The organism is uncultured Selenomonas sp. (assembly GCA_905372355.1).
Lineage (GTDB): Bacteria > Bacillota > Negativicutes > Selenomonadales > Selenomonadaceae > Selenomonas.
Genome location: CAJPOT010000006.1, coordinates 137,853 through 156,971, shown reverse-complemented (window position 1 = coordinate 156,971; position 19,119 = coordinate 137,853). Strand labels below are relative to the sequence as shown.

At 59.4% G+C, this 19,119-nt stretch carries 18 protein-coding genes, 1 other RNA gene and 1 CRISPR repeat array; of the genes, 3 read left to right on the top strand and 16 right to left on the bottom strand.

Translation table 11 applies throughout. The features are described from left to right. The first annotated feature begins 219 nt into the window (after positions 1-219). Positions 220-1,110, top strand: a complete 891-nt coding sequence (locus tag QZ177_RS05855; protein WP_294175956.1) for an Rpn family recombination-promoting nuclease/putative transposase — start codon at positions 220-222, stop codon at positions 1,108-1,110. 189 nt (positions 1,111-1,299) lie between these two features. Then, a CRISPR array of direct repeats spans positions 1,300-1,479; the repeat unit is 35 nt; unit sequence TTTCAATACCGCAAGCGGTATGGATTGCATGCAAT. 333 nt (positions 1,480-1,812) lie between these two features. Here the strand turns inward: QZ177_RS05855 and QZ177_RS05850 are convergent. From QZ177_RS05850 to QZ177_RS05785, 14 genes are all read right to left on the bottom strand, one after another. Beyond that, on the bottom strand, positions 1,813-3,234 hold the full coding sequence (locus QZ177_RS05850) for an NADH-quinone oxidoreductase subunit N (protein WP_265070710.1): 1,422 nt from the start codon (positions 3,232-3,234) through the stop codon (positions 1,813-1,815). 2 nt (positions 3,235-3,236) lie between these two features. Continuing rightward, on the bottom strand, positions 3,237-4,763 hold the full coding sequence (locus QZ177_RS05845) for an NADH-quinone oxidoreductase subunit M (RefSeq protein WP_264918000.1): 1,527 nt from the start codon (positions 4,761-4,763) through the stop codon (positions 3,237-3,239). Beyond that, positions 4,763-6,664: an NADH-quinone oxidoreductase subunit L gene (nuoL, locus tag QZ177_RS05840; RefSeq protein WP_294175964.1), complete on the bottom strand. Its 1,902-nt coding sequence runs from the start codon at positions 6,662-6,664 to the stop codon at positions 4,763-4,765. Before nuoL ends, QZ177_RS05845 begins: the two co-directional genes overlap by 1 nt. A gap of 11 nt (positions 6,665-6,675) precedes the next feature. Continuing rightward, a complete protein-coding gene (gene nuoK / locus QZ177_RS05835; RefSeq protein ID WP_009645291.1) occupies positions 6,676-6,987 on the bottom strand; it encodes an NADH-quinone oxidoreductase subunit NuoK in 312 nt (103 codons plus the stop codon). Next, the gene (locus QZ177_RS05830) at positions 6,984-7,487 is read right to left on the bottom strand and encodes an NADH-quinone oxidoreductase subunit J (RefSeq protein ID WP_009645280.1); all 504 of its coding nucleotides are present in this window, start codon (positions 7,485-7,487) and stop codon (positions 6,984-6,986) included. Before QZ177_RS05830 ends, nuoK begins: the two co-directional genes overlap by 4 nt. After that, positions 7,480-7,899: a 4Fe-4S dicluster domain-containing protein gene (locus QZ177_RS05825; RefSeq protein WP_009645311.1), complete on the bottom strand. Its 420-nt coding sequence runs from the start codon at positions 7,897-7,899 to the stop codon at positions 7,480-7,482. Before QZ177_RS05825 ends, QZ177_RS05830 begins: the two co-directional genes overlap by 8 nt. Positions 7,900-7,929: 30 nt before the next feature. Continuing rightward, the gene (gene nuoH / locus QZ177_RS05820; RefSeq protein ID WP_009645390.1) at positions 7,930-8,967 is read right to left on the bottom strand and encodes an NADH-quinone oxidoreductase subunit NuoH; all 1,038 of its coding nucleotides are present in this window, start codon (positions 8,965-8,967) and stop codon (positions 7,930-7,932) included. Positions 8,968-8,978: 11 nt separating this feature from the next. Next, positions 8,979-10,076, bottom strand: a complete 1,098-nt coding sequence (locus QZ177_RS05815) for an NADH-quinone oxidoreductase subunit D (RefSeq protein ID WP_294175948.1) — start codon at positions 10,074-10,076, stop codon at positions 8,979-8,981. Continuing rightward, a complete protein-coding gene (locus QZ177_RS05810; protein ID WP_294175946.1) occupies positions 10,049-10,546 on the bottom strand; it encodes an NADH-quinone oxidoreductase subunit C in 498 nt (165 codons plus the stop codon). The genes QZ177_RS05815 and QZ177_RS05810 overlap by 28 nt, the downstream gene beginning before the upstream one ends. Then, positions 10,543-11,052 (bottom strand): NADH-quinone oxidoreductase subunit B, encoded by a 510-nt coding sequence (locus QZ177_RS05805; RefSeq protein WP_265070707.1) that lies wholly within the window; start codon positions 11,050-11,052, stop codon positions 10,543-10,545. Before QZ177_RS05805 ends, QZ177_RS05810 begins: the two co-directional genes overlap by 4 nt. Further along, a complete protein-coding gene (locus QZ177_RS05800) occupies positions 11,043-11,396 on the bottom strand; it encodes an NADH-quinone oxidoreductase subunit A (protein WP_294175944.1) in 354 nt (117 codons plus the stop codon). Before QZ177_RS05800 ends, QZ177_RS05805 begins: the two co-directional genes overlap by 10 nt. Before the next feature lie 362 nt (positions 11,397-11,758). Further along, on the bottom strand, positions 11,759-12,031 hold the full coding sequence (locus QZ177_RS05795) for a DUF4160 domain-containing protein (RefSeq protein ID WP_265070706.1): 273 nt from the start codon (positions 12,029-12,031) through the stop codon (positions 11,759-11,761). Next, positions 12,012-12,296 (bottom strand): hypothetical protein, encoded by a 285-nt coding sequence (locus tag QZ177_RS05790; RefSeq protein ID WP_294175942.1) that lies wholly within the window; start codon positions 12,294-12,296, stop codon positions 12,012-12,014. Before QZ177_RS05790 ends, QZ177_RS05795 begins: the two co-directional genes overlap by 20 nt. A 96-nt stretch (positions 12,297-12,392) precedes the next feature. Beyond that, positions 12,393-13,472, bottom strand: coding sequence for a glycosyltransferase family 9 protein (locus QZ177_RS05785; protein WP_294175941.1), 1,080 nt, complete (start codon positions 13,470-13,472; stop codon positions 12,393-12,395). A gap of 272 nt (positions 13,473-13,744) precedes the next feature. On the opposite strand from QZ177_RS05785, the gene QZ177_RS05780 reads away from it, so the two are divergent. After that, complete coding sequence (locus QZ177_RS05780) at positions 13,745-17,020, top strand: DEAD/DEAH box helicase (RefSeq protein ID WP_294175940.1); 3,276 nt, start codon at positions 13,745-13,747, stop codon at positions 17,018-17,020. 71 nt (positions 17,021-17,091) lie between these two features. Further along, positions 17,092-18,252 (top strand): DNA polymerase IV, encoded by a 1,161-nt coding sequence (locus QZ177_RS05775; protein ID WP_294175939.1) that lies wholly within the window; start codon positions 17,092-17,094, stop codon positions 18,250-18,252. 222 nt (positions 18,253-18,474) lie between these two features. On the opposite strand, the gene ssrS is transcribed toward QZ177_RS05775, so the two are convergent. Both ssrS and QZ177_RS05765 read right to left on the bottom strand, forming a co-directional pair. After that, positions 18,475-18,653: non-coding RNA, 6S RNA (gene ssrS, locus QZ177_RS05770), on the bottom strand. 74 nt (positions 18,654-18,727) lie between these two features. Continuing rightward, positions 18,728-19,081 (bottom strand): PTS glucitol/sorbitol transporter subunit IIA, encoded by a 354-nt coding sequence (locus QZ177_RS05765; RefSeq protein WP_009645371.1) that lies wholly within the window; start codon positions 19,079-19,081, stop codon positions 18,728-18,730. Between the last annotated feature and the right edge of the window lie 38 nt (positions 19,082-19,119).

Genomic DNA, 19,119 nt, shown 5'->3' with positions numbered 1-19,119 from the left:
AAACTTTTGTCCACGGGAAAAATCTAAAACTCATGGCATTTTCCCGAGAATTTCTTCTTTCACTGTAACAGAGTATAGCATGGAAATATGTCCGCTGTCAACCGTGTACATGAGGGCGTCGAGAGCGCTTCGATGCGCAGGATGATGCAGCCGAAACCACCAGCACTCCTTGTCCGGATGGCGCGGCTTATAGTATAATATGATAAAGGGGGCAGTTCGATGAGGAAACCGCAGCGCGCATACAGGGATTCTCTTTTTCGCGACATCTTCAACAACGCAGACAGACTGCCGGAAATCTATGAGGCGCTTCTTGGGATTAAAACGACAGCCAGCGATATAACACTCGCCACGATCAATGAAACGCTTTTCTCAGGCATCAAGAATGACGTAGGTTTCATCGTCGGCAGTCAGCATGTTCTCCTGACCGAGCATCAAAGCACGATCAACGCGAACATGCCATTGAGAATGCTCATGTATCTGGCAGAAATCTATCGTCGCTATGTGGATGCCGATGCGGTCTATCGGAAAAGATTGATCCCCTTGCCTGCACCGAAGTTTTATGTATTCTACAACGGTGAGGTGGAAATGCCAGATCTATGGACGCTGCACCTGTCAGATGCTTTTGATGACTACAGGGGAGACATAGATCTTGCAGTCAAAGTCCTCAATATCAATGACAAACCGAATCGTCCGATCCTGGAAAAAAGCCATGCGCTCAAAAGCTACAGCGTTTTCGTCGCCAAGGTGAGAGAAAGGCTCAAGAGCGGAAGTGCGCTTGAAACTGCTATAAGCGAGTCTGTGCGATACTGTATCGCACATAATTATCTGGAGGATTATTTTCGTCAGAAGCAGGAGGAGGTCTTCGATATGTTGAATTTTGCTTGGAATCAGGAACGCGCCTTAGAGATTCGCGCTGAGGAGGCTAGAGCGGATGGAAGGCAGGAAGGACGACAGGAAGGACGGCAGGAAGGACGACAGGAAGGCTTGACCACCTCCATCCGCAACGTGATGCACAGCATGAATTTTTCCGTGGAAAAGGCGATGGATGTGCTGCAGATTCCGGCTGACGAGCGTGCGAAGTATGCGGCTCTGGTTAGCCAACGTGTTTGACAAAGCAAACTTCAAGCTGATCTACCAGATACTCACGCTTTCAGACAAGTATCTCGACCACGAAGAACCCGACTGGCTGAAGTGGACTGCACCCCAAAATACGGACAGTGACCCATAACAAAATAAGCCCTGCGGCTCTGCCGCAGGGCTTATTTTCATCCTCTTAGGGATTCTGCACGAATCTGTCCTTTTTCAATACCGCAAGCGGTATGGATTGCATGCAATGAAAAAGATCGATTCCGTTTCCGAGGACAAACTCAGTTTCAATACCGCAAGCGGTATGGATTGCATGCAATTTGCATTTCTTAACGCAGTTGCCCAAAGTATTGGCTGGTTTCAATACCGCAAGCGGTATGGATTGCATGCAATACCGTCCCTCACAGCCCTTGGGACAGCTGAACCCAGAAGCGGGTTTTCTAAACGGATCGCTCTTTTTGGCAAATCGCCGCAACCTCGCGGGATTTTTTTGTCGCCAAAATCGGCTGAAAACGTCCGCAAACCCTGTAATATCAAGGAAACTTTTGTCCACGGGAAAAATCTAAAACTCATGGCATTTTCCCGAGAATTTCTTCCTTCACTGTAACAAAGTATAGCATGGAAACGCATTGCTGTCAACCGTGTGCGTGACAGCGTGCGCGGAAGGCACGCCCCCCAGCAAAACAGCCCTGCGGCACAAGCCGCAGGGCTGTTTTCTCCCATCCGTCAAAAGAACGTCGCCGCCACGAAGTTCGTGAGGTTCGCCAAAGGCTCGGGATAGACGCCGAGGGCGAGCGTCAGGGCAACGCTCACGAGGACGCAGGCGCGAAGTGCGCCCGAGATCTTTACGGGTTCTTTCGGGCCTTCGCCGAGGTACATCGCCTTGACGACGAGCAGGTAGTAGTAGACAGAGATCATCGACATGATGAAGCCGACGAAGGCGAGCCACAGGCCGCCCTGATCGACGACCGCCGTGAAGAGGTAGAGCTTCCCGGCGAAGCCCGCCGTCGGCGGGATGCCCGCCATCGAGAGCAGCGAAATCGTCATGACGGCGGCGAGGACGGGCGCAGTTCTCGCGAGTCCCGCGACGTTCGCCATGTCGGGCTTGCCGCGCTGCGCCTCGACGGCGGTCAGCACGGCGAAAGCGCCGATGTTCGCAAAGGCGTAGAGCGCGAGGTAGAAGAGCAGCGCCTTCATGCCCGCCGCATCCGCCGCGACGACGCCGACGAGCATGTAGCCGACCTGCGCGATGGAAGAATATGCGAGCATGCGCTTCACATCGTCCTGCACGATCGCCATGACGTTGCCGCCGACCATCGAGACGGCAGCAAGAATGGCCAAAAGCGAGAGCCACATGCCGCCCAACGGCGGGAATACCGCCAAGACAAGGCGCAGGAGAACGGCGAAAGCCGCCGCCTTCGACCCCATGGCGAGGAGCGCGGCGACAGGCGCGGGCGCTCCCTCGTAGACGTCGGGCGCCCACATGTGGAACGGTATCATCGACAGCTTGAAGAAGATGCCGGCAAAAACGAGCGCCATGCCGACGATGCCGAGCGGCGTGAAGAGCTGCGGGCTGCTCACGACCGCCGCAAAGCGCAGGCTGCCCGCCGCGCCGTAGATGAGGCTGACGCCGAAGAAGAGGATCGCGGACGCCGCCGCGCCCAAGACGAGGTACTTGATCGCCGCCTCGCTCGAAAGCGCATCGCGCTGGCGGAGTCCGACGAACACATAGAAGGAGATCGTCATAAGCTCCAGCCCGATGTAGAGCGTGAGGAAGTCGTTCGCCGAAGCCATGACGCACATGCCGAGCACGGCGAAGACGAGGATCGCATAGAACTCCGCACGAGAGCGCAGAAGCCTTTCGACATAGTCGCTCGAAAAGAGCACGACGAGCGCTGCGCTCAAAATGAAGAGCTGCTTGAAGAAGACGGCGTAATTGTCCACGACGTAAAGCCCCGCGTAGAAGGATGCCGCCTCGCCGCCCCGATAAAAGGAAAAGCCGTAGGCGAAGAGCGCGAGAAGCGCGACGACCGAGATCGCCGCGAGACTCGTGCGCGATTCCTTCTTCGGCAGCAGCACGCCCATCGCCAGGAAGAGCAGGGCGAGCGCAAGAAGACCAAGCTCCATGCCGATTGCTGAAAAATCCATGCTCAGTCCCCCCCTAAAAAGAAGCCGATCCGGCTCAACTGGTCAAGCATTGGCTGCAAAGGCTCCGTCCCCGTCGAAATCAGCCCCAGGAGGAGATGCGGGAACACGCCGAAGCCCACGAGAGCGACGCCCAAGAGCACGAGCGGCACAAGCTCCGCGCCGCGCATGTCGCGGTACGCGTCGAACTTCTTGTCCGCCGGGCCGAAGAGCACCTTGGCGAGAAGCCGCAGCACATAGAGCGCCGTGAAGATGATGCCGGCGATGGCGAGCACCGCGAGAATCGGGAACTCGGCAAATACGCCGACGAAGATCGTGAACTCCGGCACGAAGCCGATGAGTCCCGGCAGTCCCAAGGACGCCATGCCCGCGAGCATGAAGCCCGTCGCAAGGCGCGGCATCTGGCAGGCAAGCCCCTTGAGATCGTCAACCGTGCGAAGATGCGTCTTTTCATAGATGAAGCCGATCATCGCGAAGAAGAGCGCGCTCATCACGCCGTGCGCCACCATGTTGGCAACCGCGCCCGAGACGCTGACGACATTCAGTGCCGCGAAGCCCAAGAGCACATAGCCCATGTGCGACACCGACGAGTAGCCGACGACGTACTTCAAATCCTTCTGCACGAGCGCGATGTAAGCGGCGTAGAGCACGTTGCACATCGCGAGGAACGCGATCAATGGCGCCCAGAACTTCGCGCCCAAAGGCAGCACGAGAAGCCCGATGCGGATGAGGCCGTAGCCGCCGATCTTCTTCAGAACACCCGCATGGATCATCGACACCGCCGTCGGTGCGCCCGCGTAGCCGTCGGGCGACCAGCTGTGGAACGGAAACATGGAAAGCAGCGAGCCGAAGCCGATGAGGAGCAGGAGGAACGCGCCGATCTGGAAGCCCGGGCTGAAGTGTCCTCCTTGCGCCGCGAGCGCGAGCATCTGCATGTCGAACGTACGGCTTCCTGCGGGGAACGCCGTGAGGTAGAGCCAGACGACGCCGACGAGCAGGAATGCCGAGCCGAGCAGCAGGTAGATCGTGAGCTTCATGCCCGCGTATTCCTTCGTCACGCGCTTCGTCGAGCCGAAGAGAATGACGAGAATGTAGATCGGAATGACGACGACCTCGTAACACAAGAGGAAGATGAAGAGATCGTTGGCGACGAAGGTGCCTGTGACGCCTGCGATCAAGATGAGCAGCAGGATGAAGAACTCCTTCGAGCGCTCCTCGACATGCCACGAGGAAAAGACCGCCGACACGCCGATCAGCTCCGTCAGGAGGAGCAGCGGCAAGGAGATGCCGTCGACGCCGAGCGCGTAGGAAACGCCGAGATCGGTGATCCACGGCACGCGCTCCGTATACTGCATGCCGCCCGCCGCGAGGTCATAGCCGAAGTACGCCCAAACGGAAAGCGCGAACGAAAACGCCATGGCGGCAGCCGCCACGATGCGGATGGCGGAGCGCGACTCGCGGTTCAAGAAGCAAAGGAGAAGCGCCGCCGCCAAGGGCGTGAGCAGGATGACCGACAAAACGGGAAAGTCCATCAGAAGCCACCTCCCACGAAAGCTGTGCCGCCCGCACAGTAAACACCCAGAAGCGCGAGCAGGACAGCGCCGACGATGACGACCGTCGCATAGAACTGCGTCTGCCCCGTCTCAAAGAAGGAGAGGACGCCGCTCAAGAGGCGTACAAAGAGAGCGAGAAGGTTCACCAGCCCATCGACGATGTAGATGTCGATCCAGTAGAAGACCCTGCCGCAGCCGTCGACGAAGACCTTGCGAAGCCCCGCATAAATCTCGTCGATGTAGTATTTGTGATAGCTGAGCGTGTAGAAAATGCCGAGCCGTTCTGCGATTGCATCGGCAGAAACGACCTTCTTCACATAGACGAGGTAGGCGATGGCGAGCGCGAGGAGCGTCAAAGCGGTCGAAATGCCGGCGACCGTCGGATCGATCGCGCCCTCGTGCGCGTGCCCAAAGTAGACCCACGAGCCGAAGCCCCACGCATGCCCCAAAAAGCCGCTGACGACGGCGAGCGCCGCGAGGATGAGGAGCGGCAAGCGCATCCACCAGCCCGCTTCGTGCGCGTGGTACGCCGTGCCCGTGCGGCAGTCGCCGAGGAAGGCGACGAAGAGCAGCCGCGCCATATAGAGCGCCGTCATGAAAGCTGTGACGGTCGCGAGGACGTAGAGCGGCGTCGAGACTTCCGCCGCCGCGAAAAGGATCTCGTCCTTCGAGAAGAAGCCCGCGAAAGGCGGCAGACCCGCGATCGCGAGAACGCCGATCGTCATCACGGCGAACGTCCACGGCATCTTCTTCCAAAGCCCGCCCATGCGGAAGATGTCCGCCTCGTCGGCGAGCGCGTGCATGACGGCGCCCGCCGAGAGGAACAGGAGCGCCTTGAAGAAGGCGTGCGTCATGAGATGGAACATCGAGGCCGTCAGCGAGCCGACGCCGAGCGCGAGCATCATGTAGCCGAGCTGGCTGACCGTCGAATAGGCGAGGATGCGCTTGATCTCGCGCTGCGTCAAGGCGATGCTCGCGGCGAAGATCGCCGTGAAACCGCCGACCCAGGCGATCAAATCCATGAGGAAGGGCGACGCCGCGAAGATGAAGTAGGCGCGCGCGACGAGGTAGACGCCCGCGACGACCATCGTCGCCGCATGAATGAGGGCGGAGACGGGCGTCGGGCCTTCCATCGCGTCGGGCAGCCAGACGTGCAGCGGGAATTGGCCCGATTTTCCAATCGGCCCAATGAAGAGGAGGAAGCCCGCGACGGTCAAGAATACCGTGCCGAGCGTCAAGACCTCAAGCGGCACGAGCATGCGCAGGTTCAGAAAGTCGAGCGTGCCGAAATGAATCTGCAAAAGCAGGATGCCGAGGAGCAGGCCGAAGTCGCCGACGCGCGTCGTGATGAACGCCTTCTTCGCAGCCTCCCGCGCCGATACGCGCTGATAGTAGAAACCGATCAAAAGGTACGAGCAGAGTCCGACACCCTCCCAGAAGACGTAGAGCTGCAGGAAGTTCGACGCGAGCACGAGGCCGAGCATCGACGCGACAAAGAGCGAGATGAACGAGAAGAAGCGTCCCATGCCGGGATCGTCCTTCATGTAGCCGACCGAGTAAATCGCGACGCAAAGCGATACCGTCGTGACGACGAAGAGCATCATCGCCGTGATGGGATCGACGAGGACACCCATCTCCAGGACAAGACTGCCGACCGTCATCCAGACGGTCTTCGCGACGTACGGCGCTTCGACCGTGATCGGCGTGGAGAGAACCTCGGCGATCACGCCGCCTGAGAGCGCGAAGCTCGCGGCGATTGCGGCCACGACGAGCGCCGCCGCAAGGCGCCCCAGGGCGCGCAGAAAGCCCGCGAGGACGAAGGCAATTCCCGGCAGGAGCGGTATGAGCCACGCATGGTGCAGGGCGAAAGAGGAAAACATCATGCCACCCCCTAGCCTTTCATGCGCTGCAGCGCATCGAGTGAAATCGTATGACTGTCATGGTAGATGCGGAACGCGAGCGCAAGCCCCACGGCGATTTCCGCCGCACCGACCATCAGAGAGAAGATGGCCAGAAGCTGCCCTTCGAGCGCATCGACCGGCAGGAAGCGGTTGAAGGCGACGAGATTGAGATTCGCCGCGTTCAGCATCAGCTCGATGCTCATGAGCACGACGATGAGGTTTCTCTTTTGGATGAGGCCAAAGAGGCCGATGGAAAAGAGGATTGCCGCCAGTATGAGATAATGCAGGAGTCCTACGCTCATTGTCCTTCCTCCTTTGCCAAAACAATCGCGCCGACGAGAGCCGCCAGAAGGAGCGTCGCCGCCAGCTCGAACGTTATCGCATACTCGCCGAGCATGAGGTCGGCAAGCTTTTCAATCGAGTTGCCGACAGGCGCTTCCATGACCTCCGCGAACGGCGTCACATAGATGGCAGAGAATACAACGGCGAAGAAGAGAGCGGCGGCGACGGGCGCGGCGAACCATCGCGCATTGTCGGGACTCGTCTCCTCGCCCGGCGCATGGCGCGTGAGCATGACGCCCAAGACGATGAGCACGGCGACGCCGCCCGCATAGATCATGAGCTGTGCCGCACCGAGGAAGTCCGCGCCGAGTTGGAAGTAGAGGCACGCGACGCCGATAAACGTGACGGTCAAGAGGAGCGCTGCATGGACGAGCTTCTTCGCGAGCACCACGCCGAGCGCGCCCGCGAGCGTGACGGCCGCCAAGAGATAAAAGGCGCCTGCATTCAGGAAATCACTCATGCGGCTCGCCCCCCTCCTTCTTTTTCTCCCTTTCTTCCGCCACCGCATCGTACTTCAAATCCTCCTTGAAGTACGTCGCAATCGCAAAATTCTTGTTCCAAGTAATCGCCTGCGTCGGGCAAACCTCGACGCATATCCCGCAATAGATGCAGCGTCCGATGTCATGCCAGTACTCCGCCATGTGGCGCTTCTTCGCCTCGTCCGTCACGATATGAAGGTCGAGCGCCTTGTTCGGACAGCTCGTCGCACATAGGCGGCACGAGATGCACTTTTCCGTCTCCATCGCCAGATGTCCGCCGCGAAAGCGCTCGGTCATCGGAATCTTTTCCTCGGGATAGGAAACGGTCTCTTTCTTGCCCCAGAAGTGACCCCATGTCACGTCGAGGCCCTTGATCAATCCTTTGCCCCACAAAGTTCCTCACTCCTTTCGCCGAAACGCTTCCTAAAACATCTGCCAGAGCATCATGCCGACGCCCGTCAAGAGGACGTTGAGCATCGCCGCAGGCAGGAGAAGCTTCCAGCCGAAGGCGATCTGATGGTCGATGCGAAAGCGCGGGAACGTCCAGCCGACCCATTGGAAGATGACGACCATGAGAACCGCCTTGAGGAAGAACCAGAAGATGCCCGGCAGAAAAGCCGGCCCCTGCCAGCCGCCCAAGAAGAGCGTCGTCACGAGAATCGCGATGGAAAGGAGATTCGCGAACTCCGCGAGGAAAAACAGCGCCCAGCGCATGCCGCTGTACTCCGTGAATGGGCCGGCGATGATCTCCGACTCGCCCTCAAGGATGTTGAACGGCGGACGATTGCTCTCAGCGATCATGCAGATGAAGACGATGAGGAACGCGAGCGGCTGTTTGAAGATGTACCAGCAGTCCGCCTGCGCCTCGACGATGCGGCTCATATCGAGAGAGCCCGTGAGCATGACGACGCCCATGAGCGCGAAGCCGAGCGGCAGTTCGTACGTCAGAAGCTGCGCGACGGCACGCATCGAGCCGATGAGGCCATACTTGCTGTTCGACGCGAAGCCGCCCATGAAGAACGGCAGAACCGCCTGCGCCGAGATGGCGAGCAGGAGGAACAGCCCGATGTTCACATCGGCGAAGACGACGCCCGCATCGAACGGATAGAAGGCGTAAATCAAGGCCGCCGGCACGAAGACGAGGATCGGCGACAGACTCCAGACGATGCGGTCGGCGCCGTCCGGCATGATGTCCTCCTTGCTGAGGAGCTTCATGGCGTCCGCCACGGGCTGCAGGAGTCCTCCCGGCCCCACGCGGTTCGGCCCAAAGCGCACCTGGATGAAGGCACAGACCTTGCGCTCGCCGAAGGTGAATACGAGAGCCGCCGTCATGACGATTGCAAGAAGGACGGCGATGCCGAGAAGCGTCATGACGACCTCGGCGAGGAAAGCGTCGCCGAGCGCCCCCGTCAGGAAGAGCCGCAGTTCGTTGATATAGGAATAGACGATGCCCGTTTCCATCTTTGCACCCCCTAGCAGTCGACCTCGCCCATCAGCGGGTCGAGCGTCGAATAGACGACAACGGAGTCGGCGATCAGCGTGCCGCGGCACAGGGAATCGAGCGCCTGCAAGTTCACGAAGGACGGCCGGCGGATATGCACGCGGTAAGGCTTCGCCGTGCCGTCGCTCACGATGTAGAAGCCCAGCTCGCCGCGCGTGTTCTCGACGCGGTGGTAGACCGATCCTTTCGGCGGGCGAAGATTCGGCGATACCTTCTTCTTGAACTCCCCTGCAGGCATATCCTTCAGCGCTTGGCGGATGATCTTCGCGCTCTCGCCCATCTCCTTGAGACGCACCTCATAGCGATCCCAATCGTCGCCGATCATGCCGACGGGCACCTCGAAGTCGAGATGGTCATAGACACAGTACGGTTCGACGCGGCGGATATCGTAGGCGACGCCCGTCGCACGCAGGTTCGCACCCGACAGCGACAAGGACTTCGCCTCCTCCGCCGTCATGGGCGAGACGCCCTTCATGCGCGCATAGAAGATTTCGTTGCCCGTGATGAGATTGTCGTATTCTTCGAGCATTTCGGGCACATAGTCGAGAAATTCCAACGTCTTCTTGATGAATTCGTCCGTCGCATCATAGGAGACGCCGCCCAAGCGGATGTAGCTCGTCGACATGCGTGCACCGCAGAGGAGATCGAAGAGGTCGAGCACCTTCTCGCGGTCACGGAACGCATAGATGAAGGCCGTCGCCGCGCCGAGATCATTGAGAAGCGTGCCGATGAAGACGAGATGACTCGCGATGCGGTTCAATTCCGCCGCGATGACGCGCAGATACTCGGCGCGAAGCGGCACGCGGATGCCCGCGAGCTTCTCCACCGCCGTACACCATGCGAGGTTGTTGTTCATCGCCGAAACGTAGTCGAGCTTGTCCGTATAGGGCAGGCTCTGCGCATATGTGCGTGACTCCATGAGCTTTTCAATGCCGCGATGGATGTAGCCGACAATCGGCTTCGCGCGCTCGATGCGCTCGCCTGAAAGCTCGAGTTCGACCTGCAGCACGCCATGCGTGCTCGGGTGCTGCGGCCCCATGTTCAGGATGTAGGTGCTTTTTCCAGCCATACGAGCTTTCCTCCCTCCAATTTCGGCACAGGCGCGACGAAATCCTTGCGCAGAGGATGCGCGGGATAGTTGTCGGGCATGAGAATTCTTCGAAGATCGGGATGACCCAAGAACTCCACGCCCATGAGGTCGTAGACCTCGCGCTCCTCGAACTCTGCCCCCGGATACAGCAATGTCGCCGACTCGATGACGGGCGCGGCGCTGTCGAGCGCGACTTTCATCTCGAGTTTTACATTCTCTTCCATATTGTAGAGATGATAGACCATCTCGATATGATCTTTCCAGTCGACCGCCGTGAGATTGCCGAGGCGGTCGAAGCCCTCCCTCTCCTTGAGAGCGCGCAGCACGGCAGAAAAGTCCGCCGCCGTGACGATGAGCGCAGGCTCTTGCGCTTCCGCGTCGAACGTCGCTTTGGGGAAGATCTCGACAATCTTTGTCAGTCGCTCCTTGGAAAAATACCGCGTCCTCATCGCGCTTCACCTCCCGCTCGCTTCGCAAGATCGGGATGCTGAATCTTGTCGCGCAGCTTCATCATCGCGTCGATCAGCGCCTCAGGACGCGGCGGGCAGCCCGGCAGATAGATGTCTACAGGAAGCACTTCATCGAGGCACTTGACCGTCGAGTAGGTATCTGTGAAAGGCCCGCCATTAAGGTTGCAGTTGCCCATCGCGATGACGTACTTCGGCTCGGGCATCTCCTCGTAGAGACGGATGAGAGCCGGCGCCATCTTCCACGACAGCGTGCCCGCGACGATCAGGAGATCCGCCTGGCGTGGACAGGCGCGGAAGACCTCGTAGCCAAAGCGCGCGAGGTCGAAGCGCGCCGCCGCCGTCGCCATCATCTCGATGCCGCAGCACGCAAGCCCCGAGGCCAGCGGCCAGATCGAGCGCGAGCGCGCCCACTTGAAAATCGCATCGACCGAAGTCACGATCACATTCTCCCGGAGCGCGGCAGGAACGACGTCCACTACTTCCATGCGAGATCCCCCTTCCTCCATGCATACCAAAGACCAAGTGCCAAGATTCCAAGAAAGACAAACATTTCCAAAAATGCGAAAAGTCCGAGCCGATTGAACGACACCGCCCACGGATAGAGAAACACCGCCTCGACGTCGAAGAGGAGGAACGCGAGCGCGTAGCGGAAGTAGCCGACGTGGTACTGCACATCGCTCGATCCGACCGTATCGACGCCGCACTCATACGGCTTCTGCTTCTCCGGCGTCGGCTGGCGCGGCTGCAGGATGCGCGTGGGCGCGAGAACCAGGAAAGGAAAAATAAGCACCACGACGAAAAAGAGCCCGAGTCCGCCAAATTCTCCCATAGAAACTCCCCCTTTTTATTGATAAATATTGGTTATATCATAATGGCTCGTGATAACTATTAGTATAGGATTTATGAGGAATATTGTCAAGAGAAGCATTACGGCGATTCTTCCTTCGCCGTCTCTTTATCCTCTCCCTCCTGGCTGGCATAGCCAATTACATAAGAAAACGGCTCGATGGGAGGAACGACAGCAACGAGCCTGGGCACTAGCCCCTGTCTTATGAGAAAAGCCCCCGACTCCAACTCGGGGGCTTTTCATGTACCGATGGTGACACGACTTACATTTGCTACGTATAGACAGCATATTCACACCGCTATGCGCAAGATGCCTCACACGGCATGCAGATCTATTCTCTTTGCTTATCGTTTGACTTCCGCCCGCTTGAATACCCGCAACCATGCAGAAAGAATCGTTTCGCGATTTTTCCTCAGATAACGCAACAGATCTCTCATATCACACGCGTCCACGCTTCCCGTATCCCTTGCAAGTTCAACGGAATCAGACATGACCCAAAACTTCGTGGCGTCTTGCCGCTGTCTTTTTTTACTGACGTGGACATGAACTGGCTCTTCTCCGTCTCCAATCCAAAAATAGATGCAGTACCCCATATATTCAAGCAGGGCTTTTGGCATGTTCCCTCATCTCCTTGCGCCAGTCATCCCATATAATGGATTCATTGTCCTGAAGAAATTTCTCTATGACGAGCAAATCATCTTCCGAAAAGCCAAAGGATTTCTCACAGGCGACATCGGGAAGCCGCCACTCGGAAAAAGCATTGTCATCGTCCCCCCGCTCAACACGAATCGCAAGATTGTCCCCCCCGTCACGATCATCATATTGTTTCGTTATATAAAACGACCATGGCACTTCATTTTTATAGAGTCGGCTGTACAACATGAGGATTCTCCTTTCCGCATCACGCCAAATCTCTTCCAAAATTATATAAAAAATCCACCTCGCATGCAAGGGAACGGCAATCAACGCCTTGCGCCTTCACACCTTATCCCGCCGCATCATCTCCAACACCTCGCCGAGCCTTTTCGCCACATCCTGCGCTTCGATCGCCTTCATGCAGGCGTTCGTGCCCGAGGGACAACGCGTCTTGCAGCAGGGAGCGCACGGGTACGGCGACTCGATGAAGAAGTTGCGTCCGTGCAGAGGGCCGTAGATCGTCGGACGCGTCGGCCCCCAGAGGCTCAGCGTCGGCAGGCCGACGGCGGCTGCAATGTGCAGGGGACCGGTGTCGGGGCACAGGAGGAGCGTCGCTTCCTTCATCAGCGCCGCCGTCTCAAGGAGGCTCGTCTCACCTGCGACGGAGACAGCTTTGCCGCGCCATGACGCTTGGAGCGTCTTCCTCGCTTCATCTATGACGGGGCGATCGGCGCCGCTTCCTAAAAAGACGATCTGCACATCTTCCGGAAGAGCAGCAAGCGCGGCGCAGAAGCGCTCGGGCGGCCACTCCTTGCTCTGCCACGTCGTGCAAAGGCTCACGAGCAAGATCGGGCGATCGGGCGCGATGGCGCGTGCGACGAAAAAGGGCGCGGCGAATCCCGCGAGCGCAGCAGGAAGCTGAAGCGCGATGCGCGTTTCCTCATGCACGATGCCGAGCGGTGCAAGGGAAGCGAGGTATCGGCGCACCTTGTGCGGCTCCGCCATCTTCGGCGCCTTCTCCGTCATGAGGAAGCCCGCGCCCTCGTGACGCTCGCGCACGCCAATGCGGCGCGGCGCACCCGAAAGACGCGCGAGAATGCCCGTCAAGAGGAGATCCTGTACGTCAAGCGCGATGTCGAAGCGGCGCGGCGCGAGAAGCGCGCGAGCCTCACGAAGCAGGCGAAAAGCCTCCAGAAAGCGCCCGTGCGCCACGGCGCGGTCGAAGGACCTTCTATCCCAGACGAGCAGCTCGTCGATCTCAGGGCATGCGGCAAGAAGTTCGTCGGCGGGCGGACTCGCGAGCCACGCGATATGCGCCGCAGGCAGCGCACGGCGAAGCGCCCGCGCGACGGGCATCGCATGAAGCACGTCGCCGATGGCGCTCAAGCGTATGATGAGGATGCGTGCGCGGGATAGATCCATGATGTTCCTCCTGCCTCGCTGAACATACGTTCAAAGAAGTCTGCGGCAAAGTTTACGGCGGCGATTGCGTCTGCTATAATAAAAAGATATGACAAGCCGCCCCAGTGCATATACGGCGGCTTCCTTCCATTCTTCAATAAACCATTCTCGTTTTCTATATTACCATGAAACCCCAAGAGGTCAAGCCCAAAGGGCGCAGACCGATTGGCCAGGTTTCTGTAAGGGCATGTAGCTTACCGTAGACGTGCGCCGTGCGCAAAGGAGAGATCGTCTTGCTCAAAGACTCTGCCATACATGAGCTGTCCAACGATATGTCATACCGCAAGGGCTGCCGCTACTTCAAGGATGGGCGCGTGGCGAAGCTCCTGCGCCGCCCCGGCACCTCCATCTACGTCGCGACCGTCGAAGGCTCGGAGGCCTACGAGGTGCGCGTGCGCCTCGACAAGACAGGCGAGAAAATCGAGGCCTACGACTGCACATGCCCCGCTGCCGCCCTCTACGACGGCGCCTGCAAACATGTCGTCGCACTCTTGAAGGTCATACAGGCAGGCCAGCTCGAAGAAGAAGGCGAGAGCGCCGCCACATCCGGGCCGTACCGAAAACCCACAGGACGCCTCTTCGACTGCTTCGCACGCGCCAAGAAGCACGCGCACCTGAACGCACCGAAGAAGCTTCTGCCTGCCGCTCTTCGCGAGGCGCCCATCTTCCTTGAGCCACACTTCTTCTTCGAGCGCCACTACGGCCGCTCCAACTGCTGGCTGGAGTTTCGCATCGGACGAGAGCGGCTCTACGTCATGCGCAGTATGCAGGAGTTCATGCGCTCCTTCCTCGCCGGCACCCCCATCGAATTCGGCAAGAAGCTGACCGTCGACCCGCAGACGGCGGCCTTCGCACCCGGCATCTCGACGATGCTCTGGCACTTCCTGCTCGATCTCTGGAAGGATGAAGTGAGCAGCCTCTACTACGGCGGCGCATACGGCGCGCGCTTGAGCGGAACCATCTTCGAAGGCAAGGCGGTCAAGCTCACGCCGAGCGCACTCGTGCGCTTCCTCTCGCTCATGCAGGAAGCCAATGCTCCCTTTCAAGCGAGGACGGACACGCACGAGGAGCGCACCGTCGAGATCGTCGAGGGAACGCCCGCCCTCGAATTGGGACTTGCCGAGAGGTCGGGCAGCGGCCGCCTCATGATGATGACGGACGAAGTCTGCTATCTGGACGACGACGCGCACTTCCTGCTCGTCGAAGATACGATCTACCATGTACCGCCCTCCTTCTCCGCCGCCCTGCACCCGCTGCTCGAAGCCTTCGGCTCCTCGCGCTCGCTCTCCATCTCCGCGCAGGACATCCCCGCCTTCTTCAGCACAATCCTGCCCGAGATCGAGAAGGTCGCCGAAGTCGAGATCGCGCCCGCCTTCGCCGAACGCTACGAGATCATGCCGCTTTCCGCCGCCGTCTACCTCGACTACTACGGGGACGGCATCGCCGCGCGTCTCGAATTTCACTACGATGAAATGAAGTTCAACCCGCTCGCGGGCAAAGCGCCACAGGAAGCGCCTAGCGGCCGCCGCCTCATCCGCGATGCGGCGGGCGAGGCGGCGATCTTCGCCTTCTTCGACACCTATGACTTCCTGCCCAAGGATGGCCGCTTCGTGCAGAGTGACGAGGCGCAGAGCTTCCTCTTCCTCGACGAAGCCTTGCCCGAGCTTTCCAAGATCACCGACGTCTACTACGCCGACGCCTTCCACGAAAAGCCCGTGCGCCGCATGCCTCCCGTGACGATCGGCGTCTCGGTCAACGACGAAAACCTCCTCGACGTGACCTTTGACGCGGCGCATATCGACTTTGCCGAGCTCATCGGCGTGCTGCGCTCGTACCGCGAGAAGAGGGTCTACCACAGGCTCAAGGACGGCACCTTCGTGACGCTCGGCGACCAGCAGCTCGCAGGTCTCGCCGACTTCATCGAGAGCACCGGCATCAAGAAGGCGACCGACGCGCAGAACATCCGCCTGCCGCTTCGCCAGGCGCTCTACCTCGACGCGCTCGCCAAGGAGGACAAGAGCATCCGCCTCGCGCGAAGCAAGCGTTTCAAGAGCATCGTGCGCGACATCAAGAACCCCGTCGATGCCGACATCGAGCCGCCCAACGCCCTCAAGGGCGTGCTGCGCGACTACCAGCAGACGGGCTTCTCGTGGCTCTCGACGCTCGCCGCCTATCGCTTGGGCGGCATCCTCGCCGACGACATGGGACTCGGCAAGACCCTGCAGGTCATCGCCTTTTTGCTCGCGCACCGCGAGGAGGGAAAGCCGCCCGCCCTCGTCGTCGCGCCGACATCTTTGATGTACAACTGGCTCGAAGAGATCGAAAATTTCGCGCCCGAGCTCAAGGCTTCCATCGTCGCCGGCACAAAGGCGGAACGCGAGGCGGCTCTTTCGCCCGCTCTGAAGGACGCCGACGTCATCATCACGACGTACCACATGCTGCGCCGTGACATCGACCTCTACGAAAAGGAGCATTTCAGCCATATCTTCCTCGACGAGGCGCAGCAGATCAAGAACCCTGCGACCCAGGCGGCAAAGGCGGTAAAAAAGCTCCAGGCAGATGCCGCCTTCGCTCTGACGGGCACGCCGATCGAGAACAGCCTGACCGAACTCTGGTCGATCTTCGACTTCCTCATGCCCGGTTATCTCAAGAGCCGCAAGCATTTCCAATCGCAGTTCGAGACGCCCATCGTACGCGCCAAAGATCCGCACGCGAGCGCCGACCTCCTGCGCTACATCTCGCCTTTCATCCTGCGCCGCCTCAAGAAGGACGTGCTCGAAGAACTGCCCGACAAGGTCGAGCGCAAGATGACGAACGAGATGACCGACGAGCAGCGGAAGGTCTATCACGCATGGTTCGTGCAGGCGAAGAAGGAGTTCGCCGCCGAACTCAAGGCGCACGGCTTCGGTGAATCGCGCATCAAGATCCTCGCGATCCTCACGCGCCTTCGCCAGATCGCCTGCGATCCTGCGCTCTTCCTCGAAGATTACACGGGCGGCTCGGGCAAGCTCGACATGCTCGAAGAAGTCGTCGCCGACGCCGTCGCCGCCGGACACCGCATCCTCATCTTCTCACAATTCACGACGATGCTCAGCCACATCGCCGCGCGCCTCGACGCCATGAATCTCAGCTATGCCTACCTCGATGGCTCGACGCCCGCCCTTGAGCGCATGCGCCGCGTGCGCGACTTCAACGCGGGCGCGGAGCCGCTCTTCCTCATCTCGCTCAAAGCGGGCGGCACGGGGCTGAACCTCACGGGCGCCGACATGGTCATCCACTACGACCCGTGGTGGAATCCCGCCGTCGAAGATCAGGCGACCGACCGCGTCTACCGCATCGGCCAGAAAAACAACGTGCAGGTGCTGAAATTCATCACGAAGGATACGATCGAAGAAAAGATCTACGAATTGCAGGAAAAGAAGAAGGCGCTGATCGACCAGATGATCCAGCCCGGCGAGAACTTCCTCTCAAAGCTGTCGGAGGAGGAAATCACCGCCCTTTTCCAATAAAATGAATCGGGGAAGCCGAAAAGCCTCTCCGATTTCCCTTTTCCCGCACAATGCACAGGGAGGCGAATAAAATGCAGCGCACGATTCTTCACGTCGATATGGACGCCTTCTTCGCCGCCATCGAGCAGCGTGAGCACCCCGAATACAGAGGAAAGCCCGTCATCGTCGGCGGGCTTTCTTCGCGCGGCGTCGTCGCGACCGCCTCCTACGAGGCGCGCCGAAGCGGCGTACACTCGGCCATGCCCATGACGACAGCGCGCCGCCGCTGCCCCGACGGCATCTTCGTACAGGGAAACTACGCGCTCTATCGCGCCGTCTCCGCCGAGATCTTCGCCATCTTCTCGCGCTACTCGCCGCTCGTCGAGCCGCTTTCCATCGACGAAGCCTTCCTCGACGTCACGGGCATGGGGCTTCTCGCGCCCAGCCCGCGCGACCTCGCCCAGAGACTCAAGGCCGAAATCCGCGAAAAAACCGCGCTCGTCGCCTCCGTCGGCATCGCGCCGAACAAGTTCCTCGCCAAGCTCGCGAGCGACCTCGAAAAGCCCGACGGACTCGTCGAGATTCGCGCAGAAGACGCCGTCCGACGCATCGCACCGCTTCCCGTGCGCCGCCTCTGGGGCGTCGGCAGGCGCACGGAGGAAAAGCTCGCCGCTTTGGGCATCAAGACCATCGGCGAGATACAGCAGGCCGACGAGAAGAAGCTCACACGCAGCCTTGGCAGACGCGCGGCGCACGCCTTGAAGGAACTTTCCTTCGGACGCGACGAGCGGCGCGTCGAGCCTGACCGTGAGGCGAAATCCATCGGCAAGGAAGTGACCTTCGAGCGCGACCTCGAAAGCGCCGAAGAAGCCGAGCGCGAGCTTTTGGCGCTCGCCGAGAAGGTCGGCTGGCGGCTGCGCCTCGCAGGCGTCGCCGCACGCACGATCCAGATCAAGGTGCGCCGCGCCGACTTCACGACCTTCACGCGCAGCCGCACGCTCTTTGAAGCAAGTGCGCACGACGAGCCGATCTTCCAGACGGCACGCGACCTCTTCCGCGAGCTCGGCATCAAGAGCGGCATCCGCCTCCTCGGCGTCACGGGCGAGAACTTCGAGCCAAGCGCCCTACCGTCGCTCTTTCGCGACGAAAAAAAAGAGCGCCTCTACGGCGCAATCGACGCACTGAAAAAGCGCTTCGGTGAAAGTATCATCACCAAAGCGCCGCTCATCGACAAAAATCCGAAGAAAGAATAGATGCCCGCACCAACATCCGCTTCGCGGCCATTGTGCATCGTCCTTAGCAAAACCTCGCAAATCATCCTACACCTTCGGCTCGACCCCTTGGGGGTTCACGCTAAGCTACACAAAAAAGCATAGAGCCTGTAAAGCATCCGACTGGAAAGGCTGCTTTACAGACTCCACACAAGGCGAAAAGAGACCACCAGCCATAAATCTTCTAGCGACCCCTTTTCAAAGCAGATGTCCAAAATGTCGTTTGCTTTATATGTCTAAAACCTGCGACTCGCAGGTGGGCATCTTGAGTCTTGTTTCTGCTATTCGCTCGAAGGCGATCCAGCATCCGCAAGCCTAGCCGGATTCCCTTAGAAAACTGTAGGTTAGACATAATGAAAAGCTCACGTGCACCTCAGGCAACTTCTGCTTTGAACATATCATAGCATAACCTTTTTCTCGGCGCAAGCCTTGACAAAGGAATTTCCTTTCATATTTCTCACTCGATCGTGATCTTGTCGCCCAAGTTGAGGCGCGGCGGCAGGCTGCCCTTGACGATGAGCTGTCCGGGCATCGAGCCTTCGGCGTTGATGACGATCGTGCAGTGACCGTCTTTTCGAAGGTTCTCGTTGACCGCCTCGCCGACGGAGACGACCTTGTACTTCCTCTTCGCCCCCATCGTCAGCGTATCGCCGACCTTGACGTCGTCCGTCAGTTCCCCCGCCGTATGTTCGACGACCATCTCCGTGAGGTTCGGGCGCACACCCTCGTCAAGCAGGATGATGCTCGAACTGTTCTCCAAGAAATTCGGCGCAAGGCTGCCGATATTCGTGATCGTGACGTCGTATTTCATGTCTCAGTCTCCTCCCAGCAACACGACTCTCTATCGTA